This is a genomic window from Longimicrobium sp., from assembly GCF_036399255.1.
GTDB lineage: Bacteria > Gemmatimonadota > Gemmatimonadetes > Longimicrobiales > Longimicrobiaceae > Longimicrobium.
Genome location: NZ_DASWNM010000066.1, coordinates 1 through 19354 on the forward strand (window position 1 = coordinate 1; position 19354 = coordinate 19354).

The window sequence follows — 19354 nt, forward strand, 5'->3', positions numbered from 1 at the left end:
GCGTGAAGCCGGGCGCCTCTGCGGCGTCTGTCCCGCTCGGGAAGATCGACGAGGGGCTGGTCCCGCGGCATGGAGCCGGCGCCGCCTCGCCGGAGAGCAGGTCCTTCGGTCGCGCGCAGGCGATTGTGTGGAATCGGGTTACACGTGGTGCGCTCCCTCAGGAAGTCATCGCTTTTTCGTGAGTTTGGGGGGTTGGCAACACCCCTGAGAGGGTGTTGCTAAACCTCGCCCTGCGATTGACTTCCTGAGGGAGGCGCCGCCCCGCAGCTCGCTTGTACACTGCACCATGACGCCGACCGAAGGACCTCGCCGGCACAAACCGAGGGGCTGGTCGCGCGGCATGGAGCCGGCCCCGCCTCGCCGGAGAGCAGGTCCTTCGGTCGCGCACAGGCGGTTGTGTGGAATCGGGTTACACGTGGTGCGCTCCCTCAGGAAGTCATCGCTTCTTCGTGAGTTTGGAGGTTGGCAACATCCTCTGCGGCGCGGGAGCCCGCAAGGTGCGCTGCACGGCGGAGCGCGAGGCAAGGGGGGCGCGGCGGCCCCGGGCTGCCACGACCCCATCTCTCGATCCTCTACGCCGCCTCCAGTCTGTCCTCCATCATCTGGGTGACCAGCGCGATGAAGCTCGCGCGATTCGGCACGTCGAATCCCCTTTTCATCAGTGACAGCCCCAGCAGGACGTGGGCGTATTCACCCACCAGCGGATCAGCGGGATCGGCATCGAAGCGCCGGCGCAGCCGCTGGACCAGCGGGTGGCCGGCGTTCAGCCGCAGAACACCCCCGCGGTTGGGCCAGTGGGGGTCCTTTCTTCCGCCCACCAGCACCGCCGGGCCGCCACCGTCGTCCATCGAAAGCTGCACCTGGCTTACCGCGCGTCCAAGCAGCCCCTTCAGGCGGGCCAGGAACACCGCATCGCCTTCGGGCGCGTTCCCCTGATCCACACCCAGGCGCCCCAGCGAAAGCGCCACCCTCTCGGCAGAACGCAGGGGCTTCCCCTCGAACTCCACGAGGGCCTCCACCATCCGCTCATCCAGCGGATCGGTAAAGTACAGCACTTCCAGCCCCTGGTCGCGAAATCCCTTCAGCGCAGGAGATTCCTCGATCTCCGGGCGACTCCCCCCGGCAAGGTACCATATCTCGCGTTGATCCTCCCGCATCCGTTCCACGTACTCCCCGAGGGTGGTCAATGAATCCGCCCCCCGCGACGAGCTGAACAGCAGCAGGCCAAGGCGAGCCTCGCGATTCGTGTCGTCTCCCTCCAGGACCCCCTCCTTCACCGCCTGCCCCACCTGGCGCCAGAGGAGCTCGTACCGTGCGCGATCCCGTTTCTGCATCCGCCCCAGGGAGTCGATCACCTGCGACGTCAGCGAGCGGCGGATCAGGCGAAGATGGCGTTCCCGGTGCGCGCGGGTCCGCAGGGTCTCGTCAGGAAGGTTGGATGAATGCACGGCACCGTGCACCCACCGCAGCCAGCGAGGCAGCATCTCACCGGCACTCTCGTCCACCAGCGTCTGGTTCAGGTAGAGCCGAAAGCTGGGTGCGAACCCGGATTCGTACAGGTTGGGGGCGGCGCGACCGGGGATGAAGAGCACGGCCTGGTGCCGGGTCAGGACGCTGTCGTCGCGGTGGATCGTTTCGAGCGGCTCAGGCCAGCCGTCCGAGATCTGCCGGTACGCGTCGGCGTAGTCGGCGACGGGCACCTGCTCCGGGGAGAGGTGCAGAACGCGGAGAATGGCGTCCGACCCGAATGGATCATGTCCACTGCTGTCCGTTCCAGACATCATGCACTCCGCCAGGTGGTCATCAAGGAGACATACGCTTCAAAAGGATAACCCAATTATGCCTGCAGAGGGAGGTGCCTGCCGCACAGTATGTCACGGTAGGGACGCAGGGGTGATCGGAGCACCGGGCAGGCTGCCGACGCGCAGGCGGATCAGCGTTACCGCAAAAGCCGGGGCCTGCTCTCCTGGAGCCCCGGGGTGAGCTCCGCCGGCGAATCGATCGGGACTCCGACGTGCGCTCGCGCAGCGACGTCCCGCCGAAGAAGAGCTGCTTTCCTGTAGACAAGCGCTGTAGGGACGAGCCGGTCCGGGAATGCCATCGGAACGGCGCCGGCCTCCTCCCTGGCAGGGACGAGGGGGGAGAGGTAGCCAACGGAGCCTCCTCGGCCGGGGCGGGATGCTGACTGGATCCAGGTCCCAACGGTCAGCGGTGGCGGCCCGGGGCGCAAGGATCTCATGCGGCCGTCAGTCGCCGATGTCGCCCCCGGCGCCGGAGTCCGCCGCGCCCGCTTCCGGGCCCCCGCCGCCCTCCGGATCCGCACCGCCGTCCCGCGGAAGGCGCTCCATGCGGATGGCGTAGTCGCCGAAGCCCACCGAGCGCCAGAACTGGTGCCCGCCCTGGTTGCTGGCCAGCACGTCCAGCGTGGTCCGGAACCCGGGCGGGATCACCTGCGAAAAGAGCGTGTCGATGGCGCGCCGGCCCACGCCGCGGCCGCGGTGCTCCTTGATCACGAAGAAGTGGCGGATGAACGCCGAGTCCTCGTCCAGGCTTACGAGCGAGTAGGCGACGGTGGCACCGTCTTCCAGGAACAGCACCGCGCGGTACTCGTCGTCCGCGATCCACCGGCGCATGCGGGCTTCCAGGCGCTCCAGCGACATCCCTCCCCCGCCCCACTCGTCCTCGATCAGCTGCCGGTTGATGTCGGCCAGGAAGGGCGCGTCGCCCTCGGTTGCATAGCGGATTTCCATTGATCCTTCCCGTGGATGATGCGGCGAATACGGCACCGGCGGGTGCAAGCGCGGGTCCGCGGGCGTTGCAGGCGGCGCTGTTACATGCGCAGGTATGGGCGGTGCGCCATTGGGTGGGCACGAAAAGCAGTTCGCATCGCCCTTCGTCGCGGATCGCCATCCATGGAAGCGCAGAATCAGGACCACCGCCCGCCCGCAACGCCCGGGGAGCCGTACGCCCGCGCCCTTCGCACCTTCGCGCGCCGCATCGATTGCGCGCCGCAGCCGCGCCGGCCGCGTGCGGCCCAGCACGGACGCGGGCCCGACCACGCGCGGGGCGAGTCCGCGGACTGAAGACGCAGCGGCCCGCCCGCGCGGTGGACGCGCGGCGGTAACATCTGAGCGGTGAATGGAGGGGGGGGATGGGAGGGCTCGACGCAGAGAAGATTCGCCAGGACTTTCCCGTGCTGCAGCGGCAGGTGCACGGAAAGCCCCTAGTGTACCTGGACAATGCGGCGACCAGCCAGAAGCCGCAAGTGATGATCGACCGGCTCGCCGAGATCTACACGCACGAGTACGCCCGCGCCGAAGAGGGGCACCAGCTCAGCAGGGAAGCCACCAAGGCGTTCGAGGGCGCGCGCAAGAAGGTGGCAAAGCTGATCAACGGCGCCGAGGCGCGCGAGGTCATCTTTTGCCGCGGCGCCACCGAGGGGCTGAACCTGGTGGCCAACGCCTTTGGCGACGGCGTGCTGCACAAGGGCGACGAGGTGCTGCTGACGGAGCTGGAGCACCACAGCAACATCGTCCCCTGGCTGATGGCCTGCCGCCGCGTGGGCGCCCGCGTCCGTGCCGCGCCGCTGAACGCGGACGGCGACGTGGACCTGGAGCAGCTGGAGAAGATGCTGAACGACAGGGTCAAGCTGGTCGGCATCTCCCACGTGAGCAACGTGACGGGGGGCGTGCAGCCGGTCAAACAGGTCGCGGAGATGGCGCGCGCCCGCGGCATTCCCGTGCTGGTGGACGGTGCCCAGGCGGTGCCTCACCTGCCGGTGGACGTGCGCGACATCGGCTGCGACTTCTACACCGGCTCGGGGCACAAGATGGGCGGCCCGTCCAGCGTGGGCTTTCTGTGGGGCAAGGCCGAGCGGCTGGAGGCGCTGCCGCCGGGTGACGGCGGGTCGATGATGGTGGAAAGCGTGAGCTTCGACGACTTCGAGACCTCGTCGCTGCCGCACAAGTACGAGGCCGGCGAGCCCGCGTTCGGCGAGGTGGAGGCGTGGAGCCCCGCCATCGACTACTGGACGAAGCTGGGGCTGAAGCGCATCGCCGCGTACGAGCGGGACCTGGCGGCGTACGCGGTGGAGCGGCTGGAGGCCATCGACGGCGTGCGCGTGCTGGGGCGCCCGGCGGACCGCATCTCCGTGGTGTCGTTCGTGGTGGAAGGCAAGGAGGCGTCGCAGGTGGAAACGGCGCTGGACAAGCAGGGGATCGCCACGCGCGCCGGCAAGCTGGCCGCCGAACCCATGCTCAAGGCGCTGGGCGTGGACGAGGCCGTGCGCGCGTCGTTCGTGTTCTACAACACGCGCGACGAGGCCGACGTGCTGGCCCGCGCGCTGGAGAAGATCGCGCGCTGATCCCGGGTTCGTAAAAGACTTTGCCTCACGCAGAGGCGCGGAGAGAGGAAGAACGGTTCTCTCCGCGCCTCTGCGTCTCCGCGTGAGGCTTTGTCGTCCGGCGGCTTGCGCCGGCCATCATCCGCAACTGAAGGGACCTGACGATCGGAAAGATTTTCCTGGTCCGCATCGATGATCGACCTCTTCCTGGATCCGCATCACACGCCGTCCCGTTCTGTACGAAGATCGTATCCGCTTACTGATAAATTAGATATGCAATTTCCATAATTTGTCCCTAAGAGAAAGGCATGCGCCTTGCGGCCGGATTCTCCTGCCCCTCCCTGATTCCAGGGCATCTGGATCAGACACATTTTACCCATGCAGGAGGCACCCCATGAAACCCCATCGCTCCCTCGCGCTCCTTCTTCCCCTCACCATGGCCACGGCGGCCTGCTCGGAGGGCCTGACGCCCACCTCGCCCTTCGCGGAGCCCGCGAAGGTGGCCGCGGCCGCCGTGCCTGCCTGCGTGGACTTCGAGCTGCCGCTGCCGGCGGGGACCACCTGGGGCTTTTCGGTGGGGCAGCCGCCGCTCACCCTGGTGCACGTGGAGAACGGCATTCGCGTCTACACCGAGAAGTTCTTCCTGACGGGCGGCGGCACGGCGTACCGTGACGCGCGCATCGGGGTGCCGCCGGTGGCCTTCTCGGCCGGACAGGCCGCGCGGACGCTGCACATCAACCTGATCTTCGACTTTACCGGGCTCAGCTTTACGCCCAGCAGCTACACCTTCGACTACCTGGACGTACCCGGGCCCGGTGCGTACGAGAACCTGCGGGTGAACGCCAGCCCCGTGTTCATCGGCGAGCTCAACGCGCCTCCCCCGGCGCTGGGCGGCGTGCCGATCGGGTTCGCGGCGGGGCCGTTTGCCGTGCCGCCCAGCGGCGACCGCGCCACCCTCAAGCTGGGAGGCGGCGTGGGCCGCCTGACGGTGGGCGGCCAGGACCTGTGGGTCGACCACGTCTGCGCCAATCCGTGAAGCCGGCCCGGCGCGGCGGAACCCCCTCCGCCGCGCCGTCCTTCCCTTCCGTTCCGCGAGGAGTTGCATGATGCGATTCATCCGCCCGCTCTCCCTGGCGCTGTCGCTGGCCCTGGCGGCCGCCGCCTGCTCGTCCGGCGACCTGACGCCCACCACGCCGTGGGAGGACACCGCCGTGCAGGCCGCGGCGGCGCTCCCGCCCCCGCCGCCCGCCGGGACCGTGTGCCTGGAGTTCAACGTCCCGGCGCTGGGGACGGTGTACGGCGCGCCGGTGGGAACGCCGCCGGGGACGCTGGTCTTCGTGGAGAGCGCGATCTCGGTGACCACCCGGCGCTTCTACGACGCGGCGCTCACCCCCTACTACAACTGGACGCGCATCGAGCCCGGGCAGGGGTGGCTGGGGCCCGACCCCAGCGCGCGCCTCAACAACATCTCGCTCCAGTTCGGCTTCGGGGGGCTCACCTTCGTCCCGTCGCGGGTCGACATCGACTACCACGACAAGGGCGGGCACGAGAACCTTACCTTCAACGGCGTGCCGCTGCGCATCGGGCAGCTGGAAACGCTGGGCGGAGGCGGGGCGGCGATCGCGTGGTGGTGGGCGGGGGTCAACAAGGAAGGCCGTGTGAGCATCACCGGCCCCGTGAGCAGCGTCACCATCGGTGGCCAGGAGCTGTGGATCGACACCGTCTGCGCGTATCCGTGACCGCGCCGCGGCCCGGTGGACCGGCCGCTGATCCGCGGTCCTGAACAGATTTGCCTCCGCGTCCCGCGTAATACCGAATCCGGGAAAACAACACCTTTATGGGTACAGAGGAACAGAGTCAGACAGAGGACCAAGATGAGATTTCAGCTCGCTTTCTCTGTCTGACTCTGTTCCTCTGTACGACTATTCTTTTTCAGGATCTAGATCCGGGAGGGCCGCGGCGGCGCATCCTACAGGTCGACCTCGCCCTGGATGCGGGTGATGGCGGGACCGCCCACCCACACCGTGCCGTCCGCGTCCTGCTCGATGCGCGGGCGGCCGGCGCGGCCCAGGCGCGTTCCCTGGCTGGCCACGTACGGCGCCGTGGCGCGGCCGGTGGCCAGCAGCCACTGCGCCAGCGACGCGTTCAGGCTGCCGGTCACGGGATCTTCGCGCATGGCGCCCTGCTCGTCGCTGAACACCGCCCGCACCTCCCACGCGCACTCCGCGCCCGGCGGGTACGCGCCCACGATGCCGATGTTGAGGGCCTCGCCGCCGGAATAGCGGCTGAAGTCCGGCTCCAGCGCCAGCACGGCGTCGGCGTCCCGCAGCAGCACCGCCACCCACCCGGGCCCGTTGTCGGCCCACTGCGCGTCCACGATCTCGCCGCGCGCGATCCCCAGCACCACCGCGAGCTGATCGACGAACGCCTCGTCCACCGGCCCCGCGCGCAGCAGCGGCGGCGCGGCGAAGGCCAGGCCGTGCCCGCCGCGGCGGATGGGCACCAGCCCCGCCCCGCACTCCTGCACGATCCGCCCCGCGTCGCGCGGAACGCCGCCCGCCGCCAGCCACGCGTGGCAGGAGCCCAGCGTGGGGTGCCCGGCAAAGGGAAGCTCCTGCGCCAGGCTGAAGATCCGCACCCGGTAGTCGGCTTCCGCCGAGGCGGGCGGGAGGATGAAGGTGGTCTCGGACAGGTTGGTCCAGCGGGAGAACTGCCGCATCTCCTCCGTGGAAAGTCCGTCGGCGTCCACCACCACCGCCAGCGGGTTGCCGCGGAAGGGGAGGGGCGAAAAGACGTCGACCTGCTGAAAACGCCGGCGCATATGCGTGAGCCCTGGGTCAGGTGACGGATGGAACGTCGCGGTGGAAGACAGGCGCAATCAGCCACCGCCGGTCATCGTGCCGGCTGGATTCGTGCCGTCGAAGGCGTCGCACTGCGCTGGCGGGGGCCCCTCCCCCCCGGCCCCCTCCCCGCTCGTTCCTCGCGGAGAGGGGGAGAATTCGATAGCGCTTCGGCTGGTGCTTGTCGAGGCACCCCGCAGTTGAAGCCCCGCCTGGCGAGCTCCGCGAGCCCTGGGCGGGGCTTCTGGCCCTTCCAGCCGCGGGCTTCAGCCCGTGCTCCCCGTCACGTGTCCCCCGTCGCCGTCGCGGTTCCCGGATCCCGCCGGAGCGTGTAGCGGATTTCGCCGTTCTCCGCGATCCCGTCCTCACGCCAGCCGACGCGGCGGTAAAAGGCGTTGGCGCCGGGCGCATCGGCGCCGGTGGTAAGCCAGATCTCTTGCCAGCCCCGCGCGAACAGCCACGCCGCCGCTTCCGCCAGCAGCGCGCGCCCCATTCCGCGCTCTTCGTATCCGCGCCGCACGAACAGGGCGAAGACGGTGCCGCGCGCCGCATCCGCCATGGCAAAGGCGGCGGGCTGCCCCTCCCACTCCGCCAGCCACGCGCGCGAATCGGTGCGCAGCATCTGCACGATGCTCTCCGGCGTCACGCCGGCGGCGGCCAGCGCGTCGAGGGTCATGTTGTTCTCGCGTACGTCGGTGCGGATGCGGAACAGCGTCTCCACGTCCGCTTCCGTGGCGGTGCGAATGGTCATCCAGCGGACTCGCGTTCGAGGCTGGGGGCGTGGGACCGCTCCATCTCCCGATCGAAGAAGTGCAGGCAGCCGGGGCCGAAGGCAAGTTCCAGCGGCTCGAGGGGAGCGGCTGTGGGAAGCACGTGCTGGATGCGGCACCGGCCCCCGGTGCGGTTGAGCGCGCGCGACACGATCATGCCGAATATGCAAAAGGACTGTTCTCCCGCAAAGGAGCCAGAAGGAGCAGAGAAAACCACTCCGCGTTCTCTGCTCCCTCTGCGTGAGAACGAGTCTTTTGCCAGAGCTCGCACCACCGGTCGATTCTCCTGCGCGGACCGCCGGATTCCAGAGGGACCCCGCCCGGCCCGCACATCGCCACGCCCCCGGAACACCCCGGTTGCAAGTTATGTTTCCGCATCCATCCATCACCATTAGCGACACTCCGTCAAAATGGACGTGTTCGGTGCGGTGGCAGAAAGAGTGAGGTGTTCCCTTTGTCCAAGCCCGGTGTGAACGCGATCGGCGCAGCGCGCGGCGGCGGCCGGAGCGCCCCTATTGTTACAGTCATTGCGAAACGGCAGAGAAAGGTACAGATTGTACCCGTTACGCGCCCGGGTACGCCCGGACCGCGGCCGGGGCCCCCGACCCGGCTACCCGCCCCCTCCCTCCGGGGGCTCCCGCCGCCGCGCGCCTTCACGCACCGGCCCGTATCCGTAGTCGCTCGCAACACCACTCCACCACACCATGACGGAAGATTCAACGCTCGCGGTTCCCGGGCCCAAGGCGCCCACGGGGATCGACGGGTTCGACGAGCTTACCGGCGGCGGCATTCCGCGCGGCCGCATCACCGTGCTGCTGGGCGGGCCGGGGACGGGAAAGACCGTATTCTCGCTGCAGACGCTGGTGCGCGGCGCCCTGGAGGGGCACGAGCCGGGCATCTTCGTGGCCTTCGAGGAAGACACCCGCCGCATCCGCGAGAACGCCCGGTCGTTCGGCTGGGACCTGCCCGGGCTGGAGCGGCAGCACCTGTTCTTCCTGGACGCCTACGTCTCGCCCACCCACGCGCTGTCGGGCGACTTCGACCTGGGGGGCGTGCTGGCGCAGGTGGCCGCCAAGGCGCGGGAGATCGGCGCGCGGCGCATCGTCTTCGACGGGCTGGACGTGCTGCTGGCGCTGCTGGACGGCCCCGCGGCGGCGCGGCGCGAGCTGCACCGGCTGTTCGAGTGGCTGTCGGAGCACGACCTGACCGCGCTGCTCACCGGCAAGGTCGAGGGGCTGGACCCGCTGGCCGGCCCGCAGTACGGCTTTCTTCCCTTCATGGCCGACTGCGTGGTGCTGCTGCAGCACACCCTGCGCGAGCGGGTGAGCGTGCGCGGGGTGCGGGTGCTCAAGTACCGCGGCTCCGGCTTCGCCGAGAACGAGTTCCCCCTCACCATCACCTCCTCGGGGCTCGAGGTGGCCACCTACGGCCGGGCCGACCTGGACCACCCGGTGTCGAACGAGCGCCTGGCCACCGGCATCCCGCGGCTCGACACCATGCTGGGCGGCGGCTACTACCGCGGCAGCAGCATCCTGGTGACCGGCGCCCCCGGCGTGGCCAAGACCACGCTGGCCGGCAGCCTGGCGCAGGAAAGCTGCGTCCGCGGCGAGCGGGTGCTCTTCCTGTCGTTCGACGAGCCCGCCGCGCAGATCGTCCGCAACCTGGCCTCGGTGGGGCTCACCCTGGGGGCGTGGATCGAGGCGGGCGCGCTGGACATCTGGTCGCTGCGCTCCGAGGCGCGCGGCGTGGAGGAGCACCTCATCGAGATCAAGCGCCGCGTGGCCGCCTTCCATCCCACCGTCCTCATCGTCGACCCCCTCTCGGCCCTGGCCAAGTCGGGGGGCGAGGTGGCGGCGGTGGAGGGAAGCCTGCGCCTGCTGGACTTCGTGAAGTCGCGCGGGATCACCGTGCTGTGCACCAGCCTGCAGGAGAGCGCCGACCCGCTGGCCGAGCAGTCGGCGCTGCAGGTGTCCACCATCGCCGACACCTGGTTCCACCTGTCGTACCACATCCGCGGCGGCGAGCGCAACCGGGCGCTCACCATCGTAAAGTCGCGGGGAATGGCCCACAGCAACCAGGTGCGCGAGATGGTGCTTTCGTCGGATGGGGTGACGCTGGCGGACGTGTACGACGCCGGGGGCGAGGTGCTGATGGGGACGGCACGGTGGGAGAAGGAGGAGGAGGTGCGCCGCGAGGCCCGCGCCGCCGCGCGCGCCGCCGCCCGCCGCATCCTGGAGGTGGGGCGCGCCGAGGCCGACCTGCGCGCCCGCCTGGCCGCCCTGCAGAACGAGCTGGACACCTTTGCCGCCGAGCGCGAGCTGCTGGAGTCCGACCACACCGCCGCCGCGTCGGAGCGCGAGCACGAGGTGGGGCGCATCGCCGTGCTGCGCCGCGCCGACGCCGCCGGCTGACCCCGCCATGCACCCCCACGCCCCCGCTTCGCCGCCCGACGCGCGCCCCGAGGTGCACCTGCGCCTGTTCGTCGCGGGAAACGCGCCCAACTCGCTGGCCGCGCTCCGCAGCCTGCGCACTTTGCAGGAGGAGCTGGAGGCGGGGCCCGTACGGGTGTGCGTGGAGGTGGTGGACGTGGCCGTGGACCCCGCGCCCGCGCTGCGCGACGGCGTGGTGGTGACCCCCACCCTGCTGCGGGCCGAGGCGCCCGGGGTGCGGGTGCTGGGCAACCTTTCGGACGCGGCGGCCGTCCGGAACGCGCTCAAGCTGTGATCCGCCCCGCCCCCGGCAGCGGCAGCGGCGCCACCCCGCCCGCGCCCCCGTCCCCGGACCGGCTGAACGAGCTGGTCCGGCAGCTGTCCGCCGTGCAGGCCGAGATCGAGGAGATCACCGGCGGGCAGGTGGACGCGGTGGTGGACCCGTCCTCGTCGCTCACCCTGCTCCTTGGCGGCGCACAGGCGGTGCTGCTGCAGCAGGAGCAGGAGTTTCGCGCGCTGGTGGAGCACTCGCCCGACCTGGTGGCGCGCTTCGATCCCACGCTGCGCGTCCTCTACGCCAACCCCGCCACCCGCCGCCTGCTGGGCGCGGCCACGGAAGAAGAGGCGCGCGGGCGCACCCTGATGGAGATCACGGGCGCGCGCGGCGGGACCGCCGCCTGGCAGGCCGCCATCGGCGACGCCGTCCGCACCGGACGGCCGCGCGAGGGCGAGTTCCTGTTCCAGGGCGCGGGGGGCCCCGTGGCCCTCAGCTCGCGCATCCACCCCCGGCTGGGGGCCGACGGGCAGGTGGAGTCGGTGCTGGTGGTGGCGCGCGACACCACCGAGCGCCACCGCGCCGAGGTCGAGGTGCGCGAGTCGCACGCCTTTCTGCAGTCGGCGCTGGACGCGCTTTCGGCGCACCTGGTGGTGGTGGACCGCAACGGCGAGATCGTGGCGGTGAACCAGGCGTGGCGCCGCTTCGCGGCCGAGAACGGGCACCCCGGCCCCGCCGACACCGGCAACTACCTGCAGGTGTGCAACGCCGCCGGCCCGGCGCTCCCCGAGGCGGCGGCGGCGGCGGAGGGGATCCGCGCCGTGCTGGCGGGGGACGCGCCCTCGTTCGAGATGGAGTACCCCTGCGACGCGCCGCACCAGAAGCGCTGGTTCACCATGCGCGTGACGCCCCTGCGCGCGCGCGGCGGGGCCCACGCCGTGGTGGCGCACGAGGACACCACCGCCCGCCGCGCCGCCCAGGAAGAGCGCGACGGCCTCATCCGCGACCTCGAGGCCGAGCGCGCGCTGCTGCACGAGATCTTTTTGCGCGCGCCCTCGTTCCTGTGCACGCACCGCGGCCCGCACCACGTGGTCGAGACGGCCAACCCGGCGTTCCGCGAGCTGGTGGGGCACCGGGCGCTGGCGGGGCTGCCGCTGGCCGAGGCGCTTCCCGAGCTGGCCAGCCAGGGGCACGTGGGGCGGCTGGACCAGGTGTTCCGCACCGGCGAGCCCCAGACGGTCACCGAGGCGCCCTTTCTGCTGCGGCGCCGGGCGGACGCGCCCCCGGAGCGGCGCTTCCTGACCGTGTCGTACCAGGCGCTGCGCCAGGCGGACGGCACGGTGGGCGGCACCTTCGTGCACGGGGTCGACGTGACGGGGCAGGTGCTGGCCCGCCGCGAGGTGGATCGCCTGGCCGCCGAGCGCGCCGCCGTTCTGCGGCAGATCGGCGAAGGGGTGATGGTGGCCGACCTGGACGGGCGCATCACCTTCTGCAACGCCGAGGCGGAGCGGCTGCTGGGCTTTGCGCAGGCGGGGATGCAGGCCGACGACCCCGCGCGCGCCGCCCGGCTGTTCACCATGGACGGCGAGCCGCTGGCGCCCGCGCTGGTGCCCCTGGTGCAGGCGGTGCGCACCGGCCGCGAGGTGCCCGCGTTCCTGCTGCAGGTGGCGCACCCCGGCGGCGACCGGCGGGTGGTGGAGGGCGCCGCCAACCCCGTGTACGAGGACGGCCGGCGCATCGGCGCCGTGGTCACCGTGCGCGACGTGACCGCCCGGGTGATGGCCGACGCCGAGCGCGAGGAGCTCACCGTCCGCGCGCGCACCGCGCAGCTGGCCGCCGAGGCCGCGCGGGTCCGGGTGACCCGCATCCTGGAGAGCGTCACCGACGCGTTCGTCGCGCTGGACCGCGACTGGCGCTTCACCTACCTGAACCCGCAGGCCGAGCCGCTGCTCTGGCGCACCCGCGACAGCCTGCTGGGGCGGGTGATCTGGGACGAGTTCCCCGACACGGTGGGCTCCGTCTTCGAGCGCGAGTACCGGCGCGTGGCCCACGAACGCGTGACCCGCGTGTTCGAGTCGTACTATCCCCCCCTGAAGGCCTGGTTCGAAGTACGCGCCTACCCGGCCGACGACGGGATCTCCGTCTACTTTCGCAACATCTCGGAGCAGAAGGAGCGCGAGCGCCACGCGACCGCGCTGCTGGAGCGGCTGGGCGCAGAGCGCGGGCTGCTGGAGGCCGTGCTGCGCCAGCTCCCCGTGGGCGTCGTCATCGCCGAGGCGCCGTCGGGGCGGCTGCTCCTGGGGAACGCACGGGTGGACCGCATCTGGCGCCACGGCTACCTGTCATCCGCGTCCGTGGCCCAGTACGGCGACTGGGAGGGGTTCCACCTCGACGGGCGGCGGGTGCAGGCGCACGAGTGGCCGCTGGCCCGCGCCCTTCGCAGCGGCGAGAACGTGTGGGACGAGGAGTACTGCATCGTGCGCAGCGACGGGGTGATGGGCACGGCCCGGCTGAGCGCCACCCCCGTCCGCGACGCGCGGGGCCAGGTGGTGGCCGGGGTGGTGATCATCGCCGACGTCACCGAAGAGACCGCCGCGCGCCGCGCCCTGCACGCAAGCGAAGAGCGCTTCCGGCTGGTCTCGCGCGCCACCAGCGACGTCATCTGGGACTGGGACATCGCCAGCGGGCAGCTGCTCTGGAACGAAGCCGTGACCTCCGTGCTGGGCTACACGCAGGAGGAGACGCGCGGAAGCCTGGAGTGGTGGTACGAGCAGATCCACCCAGACGACCTTCCCGGGGTGGCCGAGCGGCTGGAGGCGGTGCTGCAGGGCACGGAGCTCTCGTGGTCCGACGAGTACCGCTTCCGGCCCGCGGACGGCGGCTGGCTGCGCATCTTCGACCGCGCCTACCTGCTGCGCGACGAGGCGGGGCGCGCCGTGCGGATGATCGGCTCCATGCTGGACCTTACCGAGCGCACGCGGGCCGAGGAGGCCATCCGCTTCCAGGCGCTGCTGCTGGACGCCGTGGAGCAGGCCGTGATCGCCTGGGACGTGGAGGGCGAGCTGATCGCCTGGAACCGCTTCGCCGAGCAGCTGTACGGCCGGCCGGCGGCCGAGGTGCTGGGGCGCCACTGGTCCGAGGTGTTCCCCGACGGCGGGATGGAGCGGGTGATGGTGGAAAGCCTGGGCGCCGCCGTGCGGGGCGAAAGCTGGTCGGGCGAGGTGGAGGTGACGCGCGCGGACGGCGGCCGCATCCTGGTGCACGCCACCCACTCGCCCATCCGCGACGCCGCCGGCGAGACCACGGGGATCGTGGGGGTGACCACCGACATCACCGAGCGCCGCGGCCTCGAAGAGCAGCTGCGGCAGTCGCAGAAGATGGAGGCGGTGGGCAAGCTGGCCGGGGGCGTGGCGCACGACTTCAACAACCTGCTCACCGTCATCCGCGGGCACGCCGACCTGCTGCTGAACCAGCTTCCCGAGGACGGCGGCCAGGTGCGCGACGACGTGGCGCAGATCGGCGCCGCGGCCGAGCGGGCCACGGGGCTCACCCGGCAGCTGCTGGCGTTCAGCCGGCGGCAGGTGCTGCAGCCGCGCCGGCTGGAGCTGAACGCCCTGGTGGCCGGGCTGCTTCCCATGCTGGGCCGCCTGCTGGGCGAGGACGTGCGGCTGGAGCTGCGGGCCGACCCGCGGCCCCTGTACGTCTCGGCGGACCCGGGGCAGCTGGAGCAGGTGCTGCTGAACCTGACCGTCAACGCGCGCGACGCGGTCCCGGCCGGGGGGCGCATCAGCGTGGAGACGGCGGAGGTGGTGTTCGACGAGCCGCAGGCGGCCTGGGACGGCGCCCCGGTCCCCGAGGGGGCGTACGTCATGCTGGCCGTCAGCGACACGGGCGAGGGGATGACGCCCGAGGTGATGAGCCGCGCCTTCGAGCCCTTCTTCACCACCAAGGAGCCGGGCGAGGGCACGGGGCTGGGGCTCTCGACGGTGTACGGCATCATCAAGCAGAGCGGCGGGCACCTGCGGGTGCACTCCGAGGTGGGGGTGGGAACGGTGTTCCGGGCGTACCTGCCCCGGATGGACCACGCCGACCCCGTCCCGCCGCCCCCGCCGCAGGGCGAGGCGCCGGGGGGGATGGAGACGGTGCTGCTGGTGGAGGACGAGGACGCGGTGCGGCGCTTTGCCCGGCGGGTGCTGGTGCGGGCCGGGTACACCGTGGTCGAGGCGGAGGACGGCGAGCAGGCGATCGAGGCCGCGCGCAGCCACGCGGGCCGCATCGCCCTGGTGGTGACGGACGTGGTGATGCCGGCCATGGGTGGCTACGCGGCGGCCCGCGAGCTGGCGTCCATCCTTCCCGGCACGCCGGTGCTGTTCATCTCCGGCTACGCGGGCGAGGACGTGCTGCGCCGCGGCGGCCTGCCCCCCGACGCGCCCTTCCTGCAAAAGCCCTTCACCCCCGCCGACCTGCTGCAGCGGGTGCGGCAGGCCATCGAGGCCGGCGCGCTGGGCGGGTGATCAGCCCCTGGAAAAAGCATCACGCGGAGGAAAAGAGAGAGGGACGCGGATGAAGCCTTCATCCGCGTCCCTCTTTTTTGTTTCCGCACACCTGTCATTCGGAGGAAGGCGCCCCTCGCGATGCCAGATCCGGAAAAACAACACCTTTGGGGTACAGAGGAACAGAGTCAAACAGAGAAAGCGAGTGGAAGCACGATCTCGTTTCCTCTGTCTGACTCTGTTCCTCTGTACGACTATTCTTTTTCAGGATCTGGTATGAGCCATCGGGAACGCACCACAGCCCTGTGGCGCCGACCGAAGGACCTCGCCAGCAGAACGATGGGGCGGGTCCCGTGCCCTGATCTGGCCCCTGCGCCACCGAGACGAGGTCCTTCGGTCGCGCGCGGGCGGTTGTGTGGCTTCTGGGTACCCGTGGTGCGCTCCCTCAGGAAGTCACCGCTTCGTTATGGATTTGAGGTTTAGCAACACCCTCTCAGGAAGTCAGGCGCTTGTGTCTGGAACTCGGAACGTAGACACACTCTCAGACGTCGATCCGCCGGATTGGAATCGGCTCACTCCCGGTGCTCCTCCGTGGAGCGGGGGGCGTGGGGGAGCTGTTCGTCCAGCGACTGGCGGTAGCGGACGCAGCCGCGCATGAACTGCGGCCACGCGGGAACGGTGGGAAGCGGGTCCTGCCGCTCCGGGAGCAGCCCCCAGAGCGCGGGATGGTGCCAGCAGAGCTCCTGCCCGGTGCCGTCGCGGTGCGCGCGGATCCCCTGCCGCAGCGCCCGCGCGTGGGCGATCAATTCCTCGCGCGACATCCCCTCCAGGTCCTCGTCCATCGCTCCTCCCGCGCGGCGGGTCAGGCGGCCGTCTCTTCGCGGGCCTTTTCGGCCAGGCGCTCGCGGATGCGGGCGGCCACCACGTCGATCCCCGCGCGGTTCTGGCCGCCGCGGGGGATGATGACGTCGGCGTAGCGCTTGGTGGGCTCCACGAACTCGAAGTGCATGGGCCGCACGGTGGTCAGGTACTGCTCGATCACGGAATCCATCGTTCGCCCGCGCTCCTCGATGTCGCGCCGCAGCCGGCGGATGAAGCGCACGTCCGCGTCCGTGTCCACGAAGATCTTCAGGTCGAACAGCTCGCGCAGCCGCGGCTCGGCAAAGAGCAGGATGCCGTCCACCAGGATCACGTCGCGCGGCTGCACGGGAATGCTCTGCTCCGCGCGGGTGTGGGCCGAGAAGTCGTAGACGGGCTTGGCGATGGGCCGCCCGGCGATCAGCTCGTGCAGGTGGTGCACGATCAGGTCGTTGTCCAGCGAGTCGGGGTGGTCGAAGTTGATCCCCGCGCGCTCCTCAAGCGACAGGTGCCCCAGCTCCTTGTAGTACGCGTCGTAGTCCAGGAAGACGGCGGAATCCAGGTGCAGCGAGTCGTAGATGCGCCGCGCCACCGTCGTCTTTCCCGACCCCGTGCCCCCCGCGATCCCGATCAGGAACGGCTTCATCTGCCCCCGTCTGCACGTTGATCCCGGCCGTCCCCGCGCCGCCCGGCTGACTTGGGATACACGTCCGGGCGCCGTTCGGCAAGAGAGCGCGGGCTGAAGCCCGCGGCTGGAACCGCCACAAGCCCCGCCCAGGGCTCGCAAAGCTCGCCCGGCGGGGCTTCACCCGCTCACCCGCTCACCCGTTCACCCGCGGCCTTGCGCCCGGGGCTATCTTCCGCGCCGACGACGGACACTCGGACGGACAAGGGACGTGCCGGAACAGGACGACAGACGGGAACGCGCCGCCCGGGAAGCGGCCGCCGCCACGCCGGAGCTTACCGGTGAGGTGGCGGGGATCGAGACCGAGGACGCCGGTCCGGCCACGCCCGCGCGCTTTCCGCTGGGAATGCGGTACATGGCGGCGGGCGCGTTCTTCTTCAGCGTGATGAGCCTGCTGGTGAAGATGGCCGGCCAGCGGCTTCCCAGCCAGGAGGTGGTGATGGTGCGCGCCATCATCACCTTCATCCTGAGCGCCTGGGCGGTGCGCGCGGCCGGCGTGGGGTGGTGGGGCACGCCCGGCCGGCGCAGGCTGCTGGTCCAGCGCGGCGTGTTCGGGTTCCTGGCGCTTTCCGCCTTCTACCACTCCATCGTCCACCTGCCGCTGGCCGACGCCACCGTCATCCAGTACACCAACCCCGTGTTCGCCGGGCTGATCGCGGTGCCGTTCCTGGGCGAGCGGCTGCGGCGGCGCGAGGTGGTCTCGGTGCTGGTGAGCATGGCGGGCGTGGCGCTGGTGATGCGTCCGTCGTTCCTGTTTGGCGAGGGCGCGGCGCTGGACCCGCTGACGGTGGGGATCGGGCTGGCGGGCGCCCTGTGCAGCGCCTGCGCGTACGTCACCGTGCGCAAGCTGGGCGAAACGGAGCACGCGTCCGTCATCGTCTTCTACTTCGCGCTCGTCTCGGTGATCGCCTCGGTTCCCACGGCACTGCCGGGGGCGGTGTGGCCCACGCCGCGGGAGTGGCTGGTGATGCTGGGGATCGGCGTCAGCACGCAGCTGGGGCAGGTGTCCATCACGCACGGCCTGCGTCTGGAGCGCGCCGGCCGCGCCACCGCCACCGGCTACCTGCAGATCGTGTTCGCCGCGCTCTGGGGAATCATCTTCTTTGCCGAGCTTCCCGACTGGGGCACCCTGGCCGGCGCCGCGCTCATCATCGCGAGCACCCTGGCCCTGGCGCGGCGCGCAAAGGCGAAACCGGCGGGGTGAGCGTAACCATCCGCGAACCAGCCGCCACGGGCTGAAGCCCGAGGCTAAAACGGCCAAAAGCCCCGTCTCGGCGCCGCTGACGCGTCGCCGAACGGGGCTTCAACTTCGTGGACGTGCACGGGCGCCGCCCACGCGCGCAGGTGAAGCCCCGCCGGGCGAACTCCGCGAGCCCAGGGCGGGGCTTATGGCAGTTCCAGCCCCCGGGTTTCAACCCGGGGGCCGGGGCGCCGCACCCGCGGATGCGGGCCCAAGCGCCTCCACCGCCTCCGGCAGGGTCAGTCGTGCCCATTCCGCGTACGCGCGGCCGGAGGGATGCAGCCCGTCCGACACCAGGAAGGCCACGTCCGCACCCGCGTCCCGGCTCTGCCCCGTCACGTCTACCCACCGCGCGCCGGCCCGCCGCGCCTCGTCGCGGTTGATGGCGTTGTAGGCGTCGATCTCCGCCGCGATCTGCGCGCGGTCGCGGCCGTCGGCGAAGGGCGTCACGCCCCAGTCGGGGATCGACAGCACCACCACGCGCGACGCCTCCCCGCCCGCGAAGCCGATCGCCCGCCGCAGCAGCTCCGCGAACTCCGCGCGGTACTCCTCCGTGCTCCGCCCGCGGTACTGGTTGTTCACGCCGATCAGCAGCGTCACCAGCGCGTACGGCCCCCGCGGATCGGCCTCGTCGATGGCGGCGGAAAGCTCGTCCGTCGTCCAGCCGGTGCGCGCGATGATCCGCGGATCGCCGATCGCGGCGCCGCGCTCCCGCAGCAGCGCCGCCAGCCGCACCGGCCACCGCTCCGATTCATCGACGCCCTCGCCGATGGTGTACGAATCGCCCAGCGCCAGAAATCGCATCTCCCCCGCCCCTCCGCCGTTCCGCAGGTCGCCCGGCCGCGCGCACGCCGCCAGGATCACGATCAGGACGAATCCCATCATCCGCATCATTTGCCCATGATGCGCGTTGATCCGGTTGAGCGCCAGACGGAGAGCCCCGGCGCGGGAGGATCCGGCCGGGGCTCTGCGTACCGACGTCGAAGCCCCGCCTGGCGAGCTTTGCGAGCCTTGGGCGGGGCTTCTGGCGGTTCCAGCCCCGGGCTTTAGCCCGGGGAGGCGGATCAACCCGGGATGGTCACAAACACCCGGCCGTCGTCCACGCGGGTCTCGAAGGTCTGCAGGGGCTCGGTGGCGGGAAGGCCCGTCGCGCGGCCGGTGCACACGTCGTACGTGGCGCCGTGCCAGTTGCACACCAGCGTGGTGCCGTCCACCTCGCCGCCGTCCAGCGGCAGGTCCTCGTGGCTGCACATCCCCTGCAGCGCGTAGATCTCGCCCTCCACGTTGCACAGCACGATCTCGCGCCCGCCCAGCACGAACTCGCGCGCCTCCCCCTCCGGGACCCCGGACAGCGGCCCGGCCTCGTATTCCGGCATCGATGCTCTCTCGTCTCTTCGTTTGGATGGGCTGAACCGGCCCCAAG

The 19354-nt window shown here is 70.9% G+C and carries 16 protein-coding genes; 8 read left to right on the plus strand and 8 right to left on the minus strand.

Annotation, left to right across the window (positions count from 1 at the left end; translation table 11 throughout):
- Positions 1-572: 572 nt before the first annotated feature.
- A complete protein-coding gene (locus tag VGC13_RS09775) occupies positions 573-1781 on the minus strand; it encodes a hypothetical protein (RefSeq protein ID WP_331125059.1) in 1209 nt (402 codons plus the stop codon).
- Positions 1782-2246: 465 nt separating this feature from the next.
- Positions 2247-2750 (minus strand): GNAT family N-acetyltransferase, encoded by a 504-nt coding sequence (locus VGC13_RS09780; RefSeq protein ID WP_331125060.1) that lies wholly within the window; start codon positions 2748-2750, stop codon positions 2247-2249.
- Positions 2751-2912: 162 nt separating this feature from the next.
- Between VGC13_RS09780 and VGC13_RS09785 the strand changes: the two genes are divergently transcribed.
- The 4 genes from VGC13_RS09785 (at position 2913) to VGC13_RS09800 (ending at position 6081) form a co-directional block, all read left to right on the plus strand.
- Entirely contained in the window at positions 2913-3083 is a 171-nt protein-coding gene (locus VGC13_RS09785) for a hypothetical protein (RefSeq protein ID WP_331125061.1), read from the plus strand.
- Between the two features lie 68 nt (positions 3084-3151).
- Entirely contained in the window at positions 3152-4363 is a 1212-nt protein-coding gene (locus tag VGC13_RS09790; RefSeq protein ID WP_331125062.1) for a SufS family cysteine desulfurase, read from the plus strand.
- A 373-nt stretch (positions 4364-4736) separates the two neighbouring features.
- Positions 4737-5378, plus strand: coding sequence for a hypothetical protein (locus tag VGC13_RS09795; protein ID WP_331125063.1), 642 nt, complete (start codon positions 4737-4739; stop codon positions 5376-5378).
- A 67-nt stretch (positions 5379-5445) separates the two neighbouring features.
- Complete coding sequence (locus VGC13_RS09800) at positions 5446-6081, plus strand: hypothetical protein (RefSeq protein ID WP_331125064.1); 636 nt, start codon at positions 5446-5448, stop codon at positions 6079-6081.
- A gap of 230 nt (positions 6082-6311) precedes the next feature.
- On the opposite strand, the gene VGC13_RS09805 is transcribed toward VGC13_RS09800, so the two are convergent.
- Positions 6312-7163 carry a PhzF family phenazine biosynthesis protein gene (locus tag VGC13_RS09805; RefSeq protein WP_331125065.1) on the minus strand — a complete coding sequence of 284 codons (852 nt, stop codon included), beginning with the start codon at positions 7161-7163 and terminating at the stop codon, positions 6312-6314.
- Positions 7164-7465: 302 nt separating this feature from the next.
- Positions 7466-7933, minus strand: a complete 468-nt coding sequence (locus tag VGC13_RS09810; RefSeq protein ID WP_331125066.1) for a GNAT family N-acetyltransferase — start codon at positions 7931-7933, stop codon at positions 7466-7468.
- 723 nt (positions 7934-8656) lie between these two features.
- Here VGC13_RS09810 and kaiC point away from each other — a divergent pair.
- Genes kaiC through VGC13_RS09825 form a run of 3 tightly spaced genes read left to right on the plus strand, consistent with a single transcriptional unit; the run spans position 8657 to position 15169 of the window.
- On the plus strand, positions 8657-10363 hold the full coding sequence (gene kaiC, locus VGC13_RS09815) for a circadian clock protein KaiC (protein WP_331125067.1): 1707 nt from the start codon (positions 8657-8659) through the stop codon (positions 10361-10363).
- Between the two features lie 7 nt (positions 10364-10370).
- Positions 10371-10676 (plus strand): circadian clock KaiB family protein, encoded by a 306-nt coding sequence (locus tag VGC13_RS09820; RefSeq protein ID WP_331125068.1) that lies wholly within the window; start codon positions 10371-10373, stop codon positions 10674-10676.
- Positions 10673-15169 carry a PAS domain-containing protein gene (locus tag VGC13_RS09825; protein WP_331125069.1) on the plus strand — a complete coding sequence of 1499 codons (4497 nt, stop codon included), beginning with the start codon at positions 10673-10675 and terminating at the stop codon, positions 15167-15169. The genes VGC13_RS09820 and VGC13_RS09825 overlap by 4 nt, the downstream gene beginning before the upstream one ends.
- Before the next feature lie 551 nt (positions 15170-15720).
- Here the strand turns inward: VGC13_RS09825 and VGC13_RS09830 are convergent.
- Together VGC13_RS09830 and udk are read right to left on the minus strand one after the other, a co-directional pair.
- A complete protein-coding gene (locus tag VGC13_RS09830) occupies positions 15721-15990 on the minus strand; it encodes a hypothetical protein (protein WP_331125070.1) in 270 nt (89 codons plus the stop codon).
- Positions 15991-16010: 20 nt separating this feature from the next.
- Entirely contained in the window at positions 16011-16652 is a 642-nt protein-coding gene (gene udk, locus VGC13_RS09835; RefSeq protein WP_331125071.1) for a uridine kinase, read from the minus strand.
- 250 nt (positions 16653-16902) lie between these two features.
- Between udk and VGC13_RS09840 the strand changes: the two genes are divergently transcribed.
- On the plus strand, positions 16903-17895 hold the full coding sequence (locus VGC13_RS09840) for a DMT family transporter (protein WP_331125072.1): 993 nt from the start codon (positions 16903-16905) through the stop codon (positions 17893-17895).
- A gap of 207 nt (positions 17896-18102) precedes the next feature.
- On the opposite strand, the gene VGC13_RS09845 is transcribed toward VGC13_RS09840, so the two are convergent.
- Together VGC13_RS09845 and VGC13_RS09850 are read right to left on the minus strand one after the other, a co-directional pair.
- Positions 18103-18735, minus strand: coding sequence for an SGNH/GDSL hydrolase family protein (locus tag VGC13_RS09845; RefSeq protein ID WP_349264197.1), 633 nt, complete (start codon positions 18733-18735; stop codon positions 18103-18105).
- Between the two features lie 260 nt (positions 18736-18995).
- On the minus strand, positions 18996-19307 hold the full coding sequence (locus tag VGC13_RS09850) for a non-heme iron oxygenase ferredoxin subunit (RefSeq protein WP_331125074.1): 312 nt from the start codon (positions 19305-19307) through the stop codon (positions 18996-18998).
- Positions 19308-19354: the final 47 nt, after the last annotated feature.

Excerpts from the sequence above, each read along its gene's own strand:
- VGC13_RS09780 (WP_331125060.1), bottom strand. The coding sequence starts at position 2,750 with ATGGAAATCCGCTATGCAACCGAGGGCGACGCGCCCTTCCTGGCCGAC.
- VGC13_RS09790 (WP_331125062.1), top strand. The coding sequence starts at position 3,152 with ATGGGAGGGCTCGACGCAGAGAAGATTCGCCAGGACTTTCCCGTGCTG.
- VGC13_RS09845 (WP_349264197.1), bottom strand. The coding sequence starts at position 18,735 with ATGCGATTTCTGGCGCTGGGCGATTCGTACACCATCGGCGAGGGCGTC.
- VGC13_RS09850 (WP_331125074.1), bottom strand. The coding sequence starts at position 19,307 with ATGCCGGAATACGAGGCCGGGCCGCTGTCCGGGGTCCCGGAGGGGGAG.
- VGC13_RS09830 (WP_331125070.1), bottom strand. The coding sequence starts at position 15,990 with ATGGACGAGGACCTGGAGGGGATGTCGCGCGAGGAATTGATCGCCCAC.
- VGC13_RS09820 (WP_331125068.1), top strand. The coding sequence starts at position 10,371 with ATGCACCCCCACGCCCCCGCTTCGCCGCCCGACGCGCGCCCCGAGGTG.
- VGC13_RS09795 (WP_331125063.1), top strand. The coding sequence starts at position 4,737 with ATGAAACCCCATCGCTCCCTCGCGCTCCTTCTTCCCCTCACCATGGCC.
- udk (WP_331125071.1), bottom strand. The coding sequence starts at position 16,652 with ATGAAGCCGTTCCTGATCGGGATCGCGGGGGGCACGGGGTCGGGAAAG.
- VGC13_RS09775 (WP_331125059.1), bottom strand. The coding sequence starts at position 1,781 with ATGTCTGGAACGGACAGCAGTGGACATGATCCATTCGGGTCGGACGCC.
- kaiC (WP_331125067.1), top strand. The coding sequence starts at position 8,657 with ATGACGGAAGATTCAACGCTCGCGGTTCCCGGGCCCAAGGCGCCCACG.
- VGC13_RS09800 (WP_331125064.1), top strand. The coding sequence starts at position 5,446 with ATGATGCGATTCATCCGCCCGCTCTCCCTGGCGCTGTCGCTGGCCCTG.
- VGC13_RS09785 (WP_331125061.1), top strand. The coding sequence starts at position 2,913 with ATGGAAGCGCAGAATCAGGACCACCGCCCGCCCGCAACGCCCGGGGAG.
- VGC13_RS09805 (WP_331125065.1), bottom strand. The coding sequence starts at position 7,163 with ATGCGCCGGCGTTTTCAGCAGGTCGACGTCTTTTCGCCCCTCCCCTTC.
- VGC13_RS09810 (WP_331125066.1), bottom strand. The coding sequence starts at position 7,933 with ATGACCATTCGCACCGCCACGGAAGCGGACGTGGAGACGCTGTTCCGC.